The 13,383-nt window shown below is 73.0% G+C and carries 11 protein-coding genes; 8 read left to right on the top strand and 3 right to left on the bottom strand.

All coding sequences use genetic code 11. The annotated features are described in order from the left end of the window. Positions 1-14 precede the first annotated feature (14 nt). The 3 genes from WMI84_RS01060 to WMI84_RS01050 all read left to right on the top strand — a co-directional run bounded on the left by WMI84_RS01060 (position 15) and on the right by WMI84_RS01050 (position 2,439). On the top strand, positions 15-359 hold the full coding sequence (locus tag WMI84_RS01060; protein WP_347350136.1) for a hypothetical protein: 345 nt from the start codon (positions 15-17) through the stop codon (positions 357-359). An 84-nt stretch (positions 360-443) separates the two neighbouring features. Further along, positions 444-1,502 carry an LLM class F420-dependent oxidoreductase gene (locus WMI84_RS01055; protein WP_347350135.1) on the top strand — a complete coding sequence of 353 codons (1,059 nt, stop codon included), beginning with the start codon at positions 444-446 and terminating at the stop codon, positions 1,500-1,502. Between the two features lie 76 nt (positions 1,503-1,578). Next, the gene (locus tag WMI84_RS01050) at positions 1,579-2,439 is read left to right on the top strand and encodes an undecaprenyl-diphosphate phosphatase (RefSeq protein WP_347350134.1); all 861 of its coding nucleotides are present in this window, start codon (positions 1,579-1,581) and stop codon (positions 2,437-2,439) included. A gap of 40 nt (positions 2,440-2,479) precedes the next feature. Here the strand turns inward: WMI84_RS01050 and corA are convergent, their stop codons facing one another. Continuing rightward, positions 2,480-3,481: a magnesium/cobalt transporter CorA gene (corA, locus tag WMI84_RS01045; RefSeq protein WP_347350133.1), complete on the bottom strand. Its 1,002-nt coding sequence runs from the start codon at positions 3,479-3,481 to the stop codon at positions 2,480-2,482. A gap of 66 nt (positions 3,482-3,547) precedes the next feature. On the opposite strand from corA, the gene WMI84_RS01040 reads away from it, so the two are divergent. From WMI84_RS01040 to mshC, 4 genes are all read left to right on the top strand, one after another. Next, a complete protein-coding gene (locus WMI84_RS01040) occupies positions 3,548-4,267 on the top strand; it encodes an MSMEG_4193 family putative phosphomutase (RefSeq protein WP_347350132.1) in 720 nt (239 codons plus the stop codon). 10 nt (positions 4,268-4,277) lie between these two features. Further along, a complete protein-coding gene (locus WMI84_RS01035; RefSeq protein ID WP_347350131.1) occupies positions 4,278-4,823 on the top strand; it encodes a DUF3090 domain-containing protein in 546 nt (181 codons plus the stop codon). Continuing rightward, positions 4,807-5,628, top strand: coding sequence for an SCO1664 family protein (locus WMI84_RS01030; protein ID WP_347350130.1), 822 nt, complete (start codon positions 4,807-4,809; stop codon positions 5,626-5,628). The genes WMI84_RS01035 and WMI84_RS01030 overlap by 17 nt, the downstream gene beginning before the upstream one ends. A 61-nt stretch (positions 5,629-5,689) precedes the next feature. Continuing rightward, on the top strand, positions 5,690-6,949 hold the full coding sequence (gene mshC, locus WMI84_RS01025; protein WP_347350129.1) for a cysteine--1-D-myo-inosityl 2-amino-2-deoxy-alpha-D-glucopyranoside ligase: 1,260 nt from the start codon (positions 5,690-5,692) through the stop codon (positions 6,947-6,949). 4 nt (positions 6,950-6,953) lie between these two features. Here mshC and WMI84_RS01020 read toward each other — a convergent pair whose 3' ends face one another. Together WMI84_RS01020 and WMI84_RS01015 are read right to left on the bottom strand one after the other, a co-directional pair. After that, positions 6,954-8,525, bottom strand: a complete 1,572-nt coding sequence (locus tag WMI84_RS01020; protein WP_347350128.1) for a S53 family peptidase — start codon at positions 8,523-8,525, stop codon at positions 6,954-6,956. A 10-nt stretch (positions 8,526-8,535) separates the two neighbouring features. Then, complete coding sequence (locus WMI84_RS01015; RefSeq protein WP_347350127.1) at positions 8,536-9,387, bottom strand: PAC2 family protein; 852 nt, start codon at positions 9,385-9,387, stop codon at positions 8,536-8,538. Between the two features lie 295 nt (positions 9,388-9,682). Between WMI84_RS01015 and metH the strand changes: the two genes are divergently transcribed. After that, on the top strand, positions 9,683-13,381 hold the full coding sequence (gene metH / locus WMI84_RS01010) for a methionine synthase (RefSeq protein WP_347350154.1): 3,699 nt from the start codon (positions 9,683-9,685) through the stop codon (positions 13,379-13,381). Positions 13,382-13,383 lie beyond the last annotated feature (2 nt).

Here is a 13,383-nt window from a genome sequence, read left to right as displayed (position 1 = left end):
ACTACGGTCTTTCCATGAGCGACGCGCGCGCTGCCCTGGAGCAGCTCATCGCAGCCCTCGAGCGCCACTACGAGGCGGCCACCTCGAGCCGTGACCCGGACCATCCGACGGTGATCGCCGCGGCGCACGACCTCGCGGAGGCGTTCGACGACTACGACGAGGCGCTGTTCGACGCCACCGAGGTGGCCACGCCGCTGTCCGTCTACGGCGAGGACCTCGACATGGAGGAGGACGACTCCGACGACGACGGTGTCTATGCCGGACTCGACTCGGACGACTACGACGACTCCGATGACGACGATGACGACGATGACGAGTACGACTTCGACGACGAGGACGAGGAGGACGACGACGAGTGACCGGCGCCGGCCCCGGACGGCGGGGATCGGCTCCACCGGGCCGCTGACCCGGGACCGCGACGGTGGACCGATAGCCTCACCGTCATGAGACTCGGCCTCAACCTCGGGTACTGGGGACCCGGTGGCGCACCGACCGACCTGGTCGCGAACGCCGTCCTGGCGGACACCCTCGGCTACGACAGCGTCTGGGCGGCCGAGGCCTACGGGTCCGACGCCGTCACGGTGCTGTCGTGGGTGGGCGCCTGCACGCAGCGGGTCAGGCTCGGCAGCGCGGTGCTGCAGATCCCCGCGCGGACTCCCGCCATGACGGCGATGACGGCAGCCACCCTCGACATGCTCTCCGGCGGGCGGTTCCAGCTCGGCCTGGGCGTCTCCGGCCCGCAGGTGAGCGAGGGCTGGCACGGGGTGCGGTTCGCCGCCCCGCTGGCCCGGACGAGAGAGTACGTCGAGATCGTCCGGATGGCGCTCGCCCGCCGGACGCTCGAGCACGCCGGCCGGTTCTGGACCCTGCCGCTGCCGGACGGTCCCGGCAAGGCGCTGCGCCTGACCATCCGCGGGCACCGCCCCGACCTGCCCGTCTACCTCGCCGCGGTCGGCCCGAAGAACCTCGAGCTGACCGGCGAGATCGCCGACGGGTGGCTGGCGATCTTCTACAGCCCCGAGCACTCCGGCGACCTGCTGGACGCGATCGAGAAGGGGCGCCGGGCCTCCGGCCGGGCCGACGCCGCCGCTCCGATGGCCGGTTTCGACGTCGTCGCGACGGTCCCGGTCGTGCTGCACGACGACGTCGAACGCGCCGCGGACGCGGTGCGGCCCTACTGCGCGCTCTACCTCGGCGGCATGGGCTCGCGGGAGAAGAACTTCTACAACCAGCTCGCCTGCCGGATGGGCTACGAGGAGCAGGCCGCCCGCGTCCAGGACCTCTTCCTGGCCGGCCGACCCCGCGAGGCCGCGGCCGCGGTCCCGCTGGAGTTCATCGACGAGACGGCCCTGATCGGCCCCGCCGACCGGATCGCCCGCCGCATCGGCCGCTACGCCACGGCCGGGGTCACCACGCTGGCCGTGGCACCGCACGCACCGACCGGGGAGGGGCAGCGCACCATCCTGCGCGCCCTGGCCGAGCTGGTGCCCGGCACCGACTAGGCTTCCCGACTGGCCCCTGCCGACCCGCGCCGGGTCCACCTCCACGCGACCGACGACCGATTGGGCGGATGACGCCGTGCCTGACCTCAGCTACCTCGATGCGATCATCCTCGGCGTGATCGAGGGAGTGACGGAGTACCTGCCGGTCTCCTCGACGGGACACCTGACCATCACCGAGAAGCTGCTGGGTCTGCAGGTCGACGACCCGGCGGTCACGGCCTACACCGCGATCATCCAGCTCGGCGCCATACTCGCCACGTTCCTGTACTTCTGGCGCGACATCGTGCGCTTCGCGCTGGCCTGGTTCCGCGGGCTGGCGCGGCAGGAGGCCCGCCGCGACCCCGACTACGGCCTGGCCTGGGCCGTCATCGTCGGGTCGATCCCGCTGGGCATCGTCGGGTTCCTCGCCCGGGACGTCATCTCGGGGGTGCTGCGCAGCCTGTGGGTCGTCGCTGCGGCCCTCGTCCTCTGGTCGGTGGTGATGGTGGTCGCCGAGCGGATGCACACGAGGTTCGACCGGCGCGGCGTCGTGCGGGGGGAGCACTCGGTGACCCCGCTCGACGGTCTGGTCATCGGGCTGGTCCAGTGCTTCTCGCTCGTACCGGGCGTGTCCCGGTCCGGCGCGACGATCTCCGCCGGTCTGGCCCGCGGGATCGACCGGGTCACCGCCACCCGGCTCAGCTTCTTCCTGGCCATCCCGGCGCTGACCGCCGCGGGCCTGTTCGAGGCGGTGCAGGAGCGCACCCAGCTGGCCGGCTTCGGCGTGGGCCAGATGCTGGTGGGCGTGGTGGTGGCCTTCGGGGTCGCCTACGCCTCGATCGCCTGGCTGCTGCGCTTCGTCGCCGGCAACAGCCTGCTCGCCTTCGTCTGGTACCGGGTGGTTCTCGGCGCCGCGCTCGTGCTGACCCTCGCAGCCGGGTGGATGAGCGCGACCTGAGGGCCGCGGGCCGGCCGCGCCGCGCAGTCGCGCCTCAGGCTCAGAGCCAGCCGGACCGCTTGAACGCCCGGTAGAGGACCGTGCAGATGACGGCCATCAGCAGCAGCACCAGGAAGTATCCCGGGTAGAGCTCGTGCCCGGCCACCCGGACGTGCCAGCTCAGCTCGGGCATGAACTCGAAGTTCATCCCGTAGATCCCGGCGATCATGGTCGGCACCGCGGCCATCGCCACCCAGGCCGAGATGCGGCGCATGTCCTCGTTCTGCTTGACCGACACGCCCGCCAGGTGGGCGCTCAGCATGTCGGTCAGCAGCCGGTCGTACGACTCGGTGTGGTCGACCACCTGGCGCAGGTGGTCCATGACGTCCCGGAAGAGGTGGTGCAGGTCGGCCTCGAAGGCCCGTCCGGCGCCCCGGGTCAGGAACTCCTCCAGCGCCTCGGCCAGCGGCACGGCCGCCCTGCGGAACTCGAGCACCTCCCGCTTGAGCCGGTAGATGACGTTGGCGTCGCCGCCCGCGCCGTCGCCGAAGACGGTCTGCTCGATCTGCTCGAGGTCGTGCTGCAGCTCCTGGTCCACCCGGCGGTAGTTGTCCACGACCGAGTCGACGACCGCGTGCAGCACCCCCTTCGCCGCGAACTGCAGCCGCTCCGGGGTCGCCTCCAGCGCCTGGCGCACCCCGGCCAGCGGGTTGCCCTCGCCGCGCCGCACCGTGACCACGAACCGGTCGCCGGTGAAGAGCATCAGCTCCCCCGTCTCGATGTCGCTGGTCTCGTCGAGGTAGCGCAGCGTCTTCAGCACCACGAACAGCGACGACTCGTACTGCTCGATCTTGGCGCGCTGGCGGCCCTTGACGGCGTCCTCGACGGCGAGCGGGTGCAGGTGCAGCTTGCGGTTGACGAGGGCGAACTCCTCGGCGGTCGGGTCCTTCAGGCCGATCCAGAGGAACCCGTCCTGCCCCTCACGCAGCCGGTCCAGCTCGTCACCGAGGTCGGTGCACGGGTGCCGTTGGCCGTCCCGGTAGATGGCTTGGTCGACGATCACCCCCCTACCTCACCACGTCCCGGGCCGGGTGGCGCGTCGTCGGGCCGGGGTGTCTACGCTGGCCAGGTGCCCACAGTCCTCTACGTCCGGCACGGCCGGTCCAGCGCCAACACGGCCGGGACGCTGGCCGGGTGGATGCCCGGGGTGTTCCTCGACGACGCCGGCGCGCGCCAGGCCGACGCGGTCGGCAAGCGGATCGCCGACGCGGGCCTGACGGTGCGCCGGATCGTCAGCTCCCCGCTCGACCGGTGCGTCCAGACCGGCGAGCGGATCGCCGCCGCCCTCGGTTCGGTGCCTCGAAGCGTGCACGCCGGGCTCGGGGAGTGCCGCTACGGCGCGTGGACCGGTCGGCCGCTCACCGAGCTCGCCCGGGACCGGCTGTGGCGGGTGGTGCAGGACCGGCCGAGCGAGGCGGCGTTCCCGAGCTCGGCGGCATACCCGGGGGAGTCGCTGGTGGCGATGCAGACGCGAGCGCTGCGCGCGGTCCGCGAGGAGGACGAGCGCGTCGCGCACGAGCACGGCCCGCACGCCGTCTGGGTCGCGGTCTCGCACGGCGACGTCATCAAGTCCCTGCTCGCGCACGCCGTCGGGGCCCACCTCGACGAGTTCCAGCGCATCCAGGTCGACCCCGGGTCGGTGAGCGTCGTGCACTACACGAGCCACCGCCCGCTCGTGCTGCGCGTCAACGACACGGGAGGCGACCTGGCCGGGCTGCGCCCGCCGGAGGCCGAGTCGGGAGCGGCGGGCGACGGCGTCGTCGGCGGTGGCTCGGGGACGGTCGGATAAGGTCGAATCCATGACGCTGCACGAGTTCGACCCGGCCCTGCGCTTCGTCGCGGGGACCGTCGGGCCGGTCGGTCAGCGGGCGTTCTACCTGCAGGCCACCGACGGCACGCAGCTGCTCACGGTGGGCCTGGAGAAGCAGCAGGTCGAGATCCTCGCCGACCGCATCAACGACGTGCTCGACCAGCTCGCCCCGGCCGAGGCGGTCGAGCCGGGCCGGCCCGGCGGTGCGAGCGAGGACGCCGAGCCGCTGGTCACCCCCTTCGACGAGGACTGGCGCGTCCAGACGCTGGCGCTCTCGTGGGACGACGAGCGTCACCTGATGGTCATCGAGTGCCACGACCACGACCCGGACGACTTTCCCGACGACGACGCGGGGGCCGCGACCGCCCTGGACCGCAACTCGCTGCGCGTGACCTTGGCGCCGTCAGCCGCCCGCGCGTTCGCCCGCCGCGGCGCCGCGCTGGTCGCAGCCGGCCGACCGCCGTGCCCCTTCTGCGGTGGGCCGCTGGACCCCGAGGGCCACATCTGCCCGCGGGCCAATGGCTACCGGCGCTGATCCGGGCGGCGCCTCCCGACCGACGGGCGAGCCAGACCTGACCGGGAGCCTCGAGGTCGTCGGCAGGGTCGCGCAGTCGTCCAACCGGGCGCTGCTCTGCCGGCTGGCCGGTACCGGGTACCACGTCATCTACAAGCCGGTCCGCGGCGAACGGCCGCTCTGGGACTTTCCCGACGGCACGCTCGCCGGCCGGGAGGTCGCGGCCCACCTGGTCTCGCGGCTCGGGGGCTGGGAGCTGGTGCCGCCGACCATCATGCGCGACGGACCGCGTGGGTCCGGCTCGGTCCAGCTGTGGATCGGCGACCCCCACCACCCCGTCGCGGATGACGCGGTGGTCACGGTCGTCCCCGCGGGCCAGGTGCCCCCGGGGTGGCTAGAGGTGTTCGACGGCGAGACCACCGACGGGCAGGTGGTCACCCTGGTGCACGTCGACGCGCCCGACGTGCGCTCGCTCGCCGTGCTCGACGCGGTGCTGAACAACTCCGACCGGAAGGGGTCGCACTGCCTGCGCGACGGCACCGGCCGGCTCTGGGCGATCGACCACGGCGTGTGCTTCCATCCCGCGCCCAAGCTGCGCACCGTCCTGTGGGGCTGGGCCGGCGAGCCGTTGGTGGCCGCCGACGTGGCTCGGCTGGCCCGGCTCGAGGCGGCCCTGCACCAGGACGCGGTCGCGACCGCCCTCGGCGTGCTGCTGCCCGAGGACGACGTCACGGCCCTGGGCCGACGCACGCGCGCGCTGCTGCGCACCCGGCGCCACCCGCTGCCCTCGAGCGGGTGGCCGTCGGTGCCCTGGCCGCCGCTCTGAGCCCACCCTGTCGGCACCCCACCCGGCGGGGCCCTCGGTCGCCGCCGGATAGGCTGCCGGAGTGAAATCGTGGCAGTCGCCGAGCATTCCCGACCTCCCCGGCCGCGCCCCCCGCGTCGTCGTGAGGGACACGGCCACCGGGTCGAAGGTCCCGGCCGCGCAGGGTGACACGGCCACGCTGTACGTCTGCGGGATCACGCCGTACGACGCGACGCACCTGGGCCACGCGGCCACCTACGTGACCTTCGACCTGCTCGGCCGGGTGCTGCGCGACTCCGGGGTCGCGGTGGCCTACGTGCAGAACATCACCGACATCGACGACCCGCTGCTCGAGCGGGCCGCCCGCGACGGGATCGACTGGCGCGACCTCGCGCTGCGCGAGATCGACCTCTTCCGCGAGGACATGCAGGCCCTGGCCGTCATCGCCCCCGACGCCTACCTCGGCGCGGTCGAGAGCATCCCGACCTTCGTGCGCCCGATCGCGGCCCTGGTCGCACGCGGCGCGGCCTACCCGGTCCCGGCCGACGACGCGCGTCTGACCGGGGCCGCCGACTACTACTTCGACGTCACCAGCGACCCGACGTTCGGCTCGGTCGGCCACTACGACGCCGCGACGATGCTCGCCCTGTCCGCCGAGCGGGGCGGTGACCCCGACCGGCCGGGCAAGCGCGGCCCGCTCGACCCGCTGCTGTGGCGCGCCGCGCGGTCCGGGGAGCCGGAGTGGGACGGCGGGTCGCTGGGGCCGGGCCGGCCCGGCTGGCACATCGAGTGTGCCTGCATCGCGATGGACCGGCTCGGCATCCCGATCGACGTGCAGGGCGGTGGCAGCGACCTGATCTTCCCGCATCACGAGATGAGCGCCTCGCACGCCAAGGTGCTCGCGCAGGAGCCGGCGTTCGCCCGGGCCTACGTGCACCAGGGCATGGTCGGGCTGCACGGCGAGAAGATGAGCAAGTCCAAGGGCAACCTGGTGCTCGTCTCGACCCTGCGCCGTGGTGGGACCGACCCCATGGCGATCCGGCTCGCGCTGCTGGAGCACCACCACGCGACCGACTGGATGTGGACCGACGAGGCGCTCGAGCTCGCGGTGCAGCGCCTCGACCGGTGGCGCGAGGCGCTGGCGGCCGGCCGCGGCCCCGACCCCGAGCCGACGATCCGGCAGCTGCGCGCGGCCCTGGCCGACGACCTCGACAGCCCACGCGCGCTGGCCGCCGTGGACCGGTGGGTCTGTCAGGCCCGGACCGGTGACGCACCCGGCGACCCGCAGGCGCCCGCCCGGCTGCACGCCGCCGTCGACGCCCTGCTCGGCGTCCGGCTCTGACCCCTCAGGCGGCGCCGGCGCTGCCCAGCACGCCGAGCAGCGCCGTGCCCTCGGGGACCCCGAGCCCGGTGCACGGGTCCCAGCCGGGCCCGGCCCGGTACGCGCCGTTGCTGCCGCTCGTGATGTCGCGAAAGCCCGGCTGGACCGTCCCGGGCCGGACCCCGGCGTACAGCCGGGGGGCGAGCAGGCCCAGCGGCTGCCCGACGGACTGGGCGAGACGACAGACGAGGGCGGCCCACAGCGGGGCCACCGCACTGGTGCCCCCGTAGACGGCGCTGGTCCCGTCGAGGTAGATCCGGTAGCCGGTGGCGGGGTCGGCGTCGCCGGCCACGTCGGGCACGCCCCGGCCGTGGACCGACGGTGCGGCCGATGCGCCGGCCTGCCAGCCCGGCTGCGCGAAGGCGTCGCTGATCCCGCCACCCGTGGCGCCCCGGCCCGGCCCGTCGTCCCACACCTTCTCGCTGGTCACCACCCCGGTCGCGGGGTCGGCCAGCAGGCTGGTCCCGCCGCAGCCCAGCACGTGCGGGCTCGAGGCCGGGAAGTCGACGTGCACCCCGGTCCCGGCCGGGTCGTCGGCGCTGCCGTTGTCACCGGCGGCAGCCGTGACGGTGATGCCCAGTGCGGCGGCGTCGGCGAAGGCGTCGTCCATCGCGGCCCGGGCCTGGGCGGTCCACTGGTCCTCGCTCTGGCCCCAGCTGATGCTCAGCGCCGTCGGCGTGGGTGTCGCGTGGGCCGCGGTGCTGATGGCGTCCAGGAACCCGGCGTCGGTGTTCGGGGCGAAGTAGACGAGCAGCGCGGCCGCCGGTGCGACGGCCCCGGCGACCTCGATGTCGAGCACGACCTCACCGTCGGCGCTGGTGGGGTCGCCGGTCGGTGCGTTCGTCGCCCCGTCCACCCCGACGGCGGTCACCCGGGGCAGGGCAATGCCCAGCCCGGCGAAGTAGTGGGTCAGGTCGGCCGGGCGGTAGCCCCCACCCAGCTCGATCAGGGCGATCGTCTGCCCCGAGCCGTCCGTGGGCGGCATCCGGTAGATCCGGGCGAGGTCGACCGGCGTGTAGCTCGTGCCGGCTGCCCGGGCCCCGGCCGGCGAGCCGACCACGCCGGTGCGGAACCGGGGCCGCGCCTGCGGCCTCGTGTCGAGGCCCAGCACCGCCGTGACGACACCGTCGAGCTGCGGCGGGACGGTGACCTCGCCGGTGCGCAGACGGACCTCGCGCACCGCGCCGGCGTGCTCGACCCGGGCCTGTGACAACCGGGTGGCGAACACCGCCTCGACGGCGGTGGCCGGTCCGGAGACCCGCACCCGGCGGGTGCCCGGGTGGACGTCCAGCACGGTCAGACCGGCCCGGGTGAGCGTGTCGGTCACCAGCGCCACGTCGGCCGGGGCGGCGCCGTATGCCGCCTCGAGCCGCTCACGGGTCAGCCGTGCCCCTGTCGCGGGGTCGGGCAGTGCTGCGCGCCGGCGCAGCACCAGGGTGACCTCGACGATCTCGTCGCGGGCCACCGGGCCCAGCACGTGCGCCGACTCCGGAAGGTCGCGGGAGCTGCCCGGGACCGGGACGTTGTCCTTCGACATGTCGCTCCTCTCAGCGGCCGGCCTCGTCGTCGCGGCCGCGCAGGTACCGCTCGAACTCGCGGGCGATCGCGTCGCCGCTGGCCTCGGGCAGGTCGGCGGTGTCCTGGGCCTGCTCGAGGGACTGGACGTACTCGGCGACCTCGTCGTCGGTGCGGGCCAGCTCGTCGACGCCGCGCTCCCAGGCCTGGGCGTCCTCCTCGAGCTCGCCGTGCGGCACCCTGGTCCCGAGCAGCGCCTCGACCCGCTTGAGCAGGCTCAGCGTCGCCTTCGGCGAGGGCGCGGCACCGGCGTAGTGCGGCACCGCCGCCCACGCGGACAGCGAGGGGATCCCCAGGTCGCCGGCCATGTGCGTGAGGACGCCGACGATGCCGGTCGGGCCCTCGTAGCGGCTGCCCTCGACGTCGAAGCGCTGCCGGACGGTGTCGTCCTCACCGGTCGCCGTCACGGGGATCGGCCGGGTGTGCGGCACCTCGGCGAGCAGCGCGCCGATCGTGACGATCGCCTGCACCCCGAGCCGGTCGGCCAGATCGAGCAGCTCGACGCAGAACGCCCGCCACCGCATCGACGGCTCGATGCCCTGCACGAGCACGACGTCGTGGTCGAAACCGGTCTCGCTGGCAACCAGGATCCGCGTGGTCGGCCAGACCAGGACCCGTGCGCCGTCCTCGGTCTGCACCCGGGGCCGGTTGACCTGGAAGTCGTAGTAGTCCTCCGGGTCGAAGGCCGCGACGACCTCGGCGTCCCAGGACTCGGCCAGGTGGCGGACCGTCGCGGAGGCCGCCTCACCGGCGTCGTTCCAGCCCTCGAAGGCCGCGATGAGGATCGGATCGTGCAGCTCCGGAAGCTCCTCGAAGTCGAGCACCTGGTCTCCTTGACGATGGGCGTGGCCACCGTTTCGGCCACACCTCCAGCCTATGCCGGTGCCGGGTGTCGGGCCCGCCCGACGGCCCCGTGCCGCCCCCCGTCCGCCGGCCCGGGCCCGGGCGCGCGGGAGCGGGCCGGGGCGCGTACGTAGAATCAGTCGGTCCCCTGTTCCCAGCCGCTGCGCGAGCAGCCCGGAGAGGAGCCCCGTGCCCGACTCCAGCCTGATCAGACCTGACGCCACTGCCGCCCTCGTGGCCGCACTGCGCGAGCGCATCGTCGTGATCGACGGGGCCATGGGGACGATGATCCAGCAGGAGGGCCCGGGGGAGCGGGAGTGGCGCGGGGACCGGTTCGCCGACTGGCCGGTCGACGTCAAGGGCAACAGCGACCTGCTGGTGCTCACGCAGCCGGACCTCATCCGTGGCGTCCACCGGCAGTACCTGGACGCCGGGGCCGACATCGTCGAGACGAACACCTTCAGCGCGACCCGGATCGCCCAGGCCGACTTCCGCACCGAGGGGCTGGCCTACGAGATCAACCTCGAGGGCGCCCGCCTCGCCCGCGGGGCGGCCGACGAGGTGGCCACCGCGCAGCGGCCCCGCTGGGTGGCCGGCGCGATGGGCCCGACCAACCGGACCGCCTCGATCTCGCCCGACGTCAACGACCCCGGTGCCCGCAACGTCTCCTTCGACGAGCTGGTCGAGGCGTACCACGAGCAGGCCTCGGGCCTGGTCGAGGGCGGCGCCGACCTGCTGCTCGTCGAGACGATCTTCGACACGCTGAACGCGAAGGCGGCGATCTTCGCGCTCGAGACGCTCTTCGAGGAGCGCGGCCGGCGCTGGCCGGTGGTCGTCTCCGGGACGATCACCGACGCGTCCGGCCGGACCCTGTCCGGACAGGTCACCGAGGCGTTCTGGAACTCCGTGCGTCACGTGCAGCCGCTCGCGGTCGGGTTCAACTGCGCGCTCGGGGCCAGGGACCTCCGGCCGTATGTCGCCGAGCTGGCCGGGCTCGCCGACACCTTCGTCTCGGCCTACCCCAATGCCGGGCTGCCCAACGCGTTCGGCGAGTACGACGAGTCCCCCGAGACGATGGCGGCCACGATCGGGGAGTTCGCCCGCAGCGGCCTGGTCAACATCGTCGGCGGCTGCTGCGGCACCACGCCGGCGCACATCGCGGCGATCGCCGCGGCGACCGCGGACGTGGCACCGCGGGTGCCGGGCGTGGCGGTCCCGGCGCTGCGGCTCTCGGGCCTCGAGCCGCTGACCGTCACCGCGGAGAGCCTGTTCGTCAACGTCGGCGAGCGGACCAACATCACCGGCTCGGCCCGGTTCCGCGGGCTGATCAAGAACGGCGACTACGACACCGCCCTCTCGGTGGCCGCGCAGCAGGTCGAGAACGGCGCGCAGGTCATCGACGTCAACATGGACGAGGGGATGATCGACGGCGTCGCCGCGATGGACCGGTTCCTGAAGCTGGTGGCCGGCGAGCCGGACATCAGCCGCGTCCCGATCATGGTCGACTCCTCCAAGTGGGAGGTCATCGAGGCCGGGCTCAAGTGCATCCAGGGCAAGCCGGTCGTCAACTCGATCTCGATGAAGGAGGGCGAGGAGGCGTTCGTGGAGCAGGCCCGGCTGGTGCGCAAGTACGGCGCGGCCGCGGTCGTGATGGCCTTCGACGAACAGGGCCAGGCCGACAACCTGCAGCGGCGCACCGAGGTGTGCGCCCGCGCCTACCGGATCCTCACCGAACAGGTCGGCTTCCCGCCCGAGGACATCATCTTCGACCCCAACGTCTTCGCCGTCGCCACCGGTATCGAGGAGCACGCCTCGTACGGCAGGGACTTCATCGAGGCGACCCGCTGGATCAAGCAGCACCTGCCCGGGGTGCACGTGTCCGGGGGGATCTCCAACGTCTCGTTCTCCTTCCGGGGCAACAACCCGGTCCGCGAGGCGATCCACGCCGTGTTCCTCTACCACGCCATCAGGGCCGGCCTCGACATGGGCATCGTCAACGCCGGCGCGCTGGCCGTCTACGACGAGGTCGACCCCGAGCTGCGCGAGCGGATCGAGGACGTCGTGCTCAACCGCCGGGCCGACGCGGCCGAGCGCCTGCTCGAGATCGCGGAGCGCTACAACCGCTCCGGCGACGCCCCGGAGGTGGCCGACGAGCAGTGGCGCGCGCTGCCGGTCCGCGAGCGCATCACGCACGCCCTCGTCAAGGGCATCGACACCCACGTCGAGGCCGACACCGAGCAGCTGCGGGCCGAGATCGCCGCGGCCGGCGGGCGGCCGATCGAGGTCATCGAGGGCCCGCTCATGGACGGCATGAACGTGGTCGGCGACCTGTTCGGGGCCGGCAAGATGTTCCTGCCCCAGGTGGTCAAGAGCGCCCGGGTGATGAAGAAGGCCGTCGCCCACCTCATCCCGTTCATCGAGGAGGAGAAGGCCAACAACCCAGAGCTGGCCGCGCAGAAGGACACCAACGGCACGATCGTCATGGCGACCGTCAAGGGCGACGTGCACGACATCGGCAAGAACATCGTCGGGGTGGTCCTGTCGTGCAACAACTACGAGGTCATCGACCTGGGGGTCATGGTGCCGGCCCAGAAGATCCTGGCGGCCGCCGAGGAGCACTCGGCCGACCTGATCGGGCTCTCGGGCCTGATCACGCCCTCGCTGGACCAGATGGCCTCGTTCGCCGGCGAGATGCAGCGCACCGGGATGACGATCCCGCTGCTGATCGGCGGCGCCACCACGTCGCGGGCCCACACCGCGGTCCGGATCGACGGCCGCTACGACGGTCCGGTCGTCTGGGTCAAGGACGCCTCACGGTCGGTCCCCACCGCCGCCGCACTGCTCAGCGACGAGCAGCGGCCGGGGCTGCTGGCCGGGATCAAGACCGACTACGACGCACTGCGCGCGCGGCACGCCGCCAAGCAGGACCGCCCCCTGCTGACCATCGGACAGGCCCGCGAGGCAAGGACCCCGATCGACTGGTCGGGATACCGCCCACCGCGCCCGCACCTGCTGCTGCGCCAGGACCAGGACGTCTCGCCGGTCACCGGTCGGCGCGGGGCCTCGCAGCACGTCCGGGTCTTCCACGGCTACCCCCTCGAGGAGATCCGGCGTTACATCGACTGGCAGCCGTTCTTCAACGCCTGGGAGATGAAGGGCTCCTTCCCCGACATCCTCAACAGCCCGGCCAGCGGCCCGGCCGCCCGCAAGCTCTACGACGACGCCCAGGCGCTGCTCGACCGCGTGGTCGACGAGGGCTGGCTGCAGGCCAACGCGGTCATCGGGCTCTTCCCGGCCAACGCCGTCGGCGACGACGTCGAGATCTACCTCGACGAGAGCCGGACGGAACCACACACGATCCTGCGCAACCTGCGCCAGCAGGGCCAGCACCGCGAAGGCATCCCGAACCGCTCGCTCGGCGACTTCGTGGCCCCCAAGGGCAGCGGCATCCGCGACTACGTCGGCGGCTTCGCGGTAACCGCCGGCCTGGGCGCGCAGGACCGGGTCGCGGCCTACCGGGCGGACCTGGACGACTACAACGCCATCCTCCTCGAGGCGGTCGCGGACCGGCTGGCCGAGGCGTTCGCCGAGCGGATGCACGAACGGGTCCGCAAGGAGTTCTGGGGCTACGCCCCCGACGAGCACCTGGGCAACGAACAGCTGATCAAGGAGCAGTACGTCGGCATCCGGCCGGCCCCGGGCTACCCGGCCTGCCCCGAGCACTCCGAGAAGCAGACCCTCTGGGACCTGCTCGACGTGCACGCCAACACCGGCATCGAGCTGACCGACTCGATGGCGATGTGGCCCGGTGCGTCGGTGTCGGGGTGGTACTACTCGCACCCGCAGTCCCAGTACTTCGTGGTGGGCCGGCTCGGCCGCGACCAGGTGGCCGACTATGCCCGGCGCAAGGGCTGGACCATCACCGAGGCCGAGCGCTGGCTGTCGGCCACCCTCGCCTACGACCCGGAGGACTGACG

The organism is Intrasporangium sp. (genome assembly GCF_039812505.1).
Classification (GTDB): domain Bacteria; phylum Actinomycetota; class Actinomycetes; order Actinomycetales; family Dermatophilaceae; genus Intrasporangium_A.
The sequence above is the reverse complement of the archived record's forward strand: the minus strand, read 5'-3'. Positions and strand labels throughout refer to the sequence as shown.

What these genes read in the sequence shown, in the direction of transcription:
- WMI84_RS01060 (WP_347350136.1), top strand. Translation starts at nt 15, where the DNA reads ATGAGCGACGCGCGCGCTGCCCTGGAGCAGCTCATCGCAGCCCTCGAG.
- WMI84_RS01055 (WP_347350135.1), top strand. Translation starts at nt 444, where the DNA reads ATGAGACTCGGCCTCAACCTCGGGTACTGGGGACCCGGTGGCGCACCG.
- WMI84_RS01035 (WP_347350131.1), top strand. Translation starts at nt 4,278, where the DNA reads ATGACGCTGCACGAGTTCGACCCGGCCCTGCGCTTCGTCGCGGGGACC.
- WMI84_RS01030 (WP_347350130.1), top strand. Translation starts at nt 4,807, where the DNA reads ATGGCTACCGGCGCTGATCCGGGCGGCGCCTCCCGACCGACGGGCGAG.
- WMI84_RS01020 (WP_347350128.1), bottom strand. Translation starts at nt 8,525, where the DNA reads ATGTCGAAGGACAACGTCCCGGTCCCGGGCAGCTCCCGCGACCTTCCG.
- metH (WP_347350154.1), top strand. Translation starts at nt 9,683, where the DNA reads ATGGGGACGATGATCCAGCAGGAGGGCCCGGGGGAGCGGGAGTGGCGC.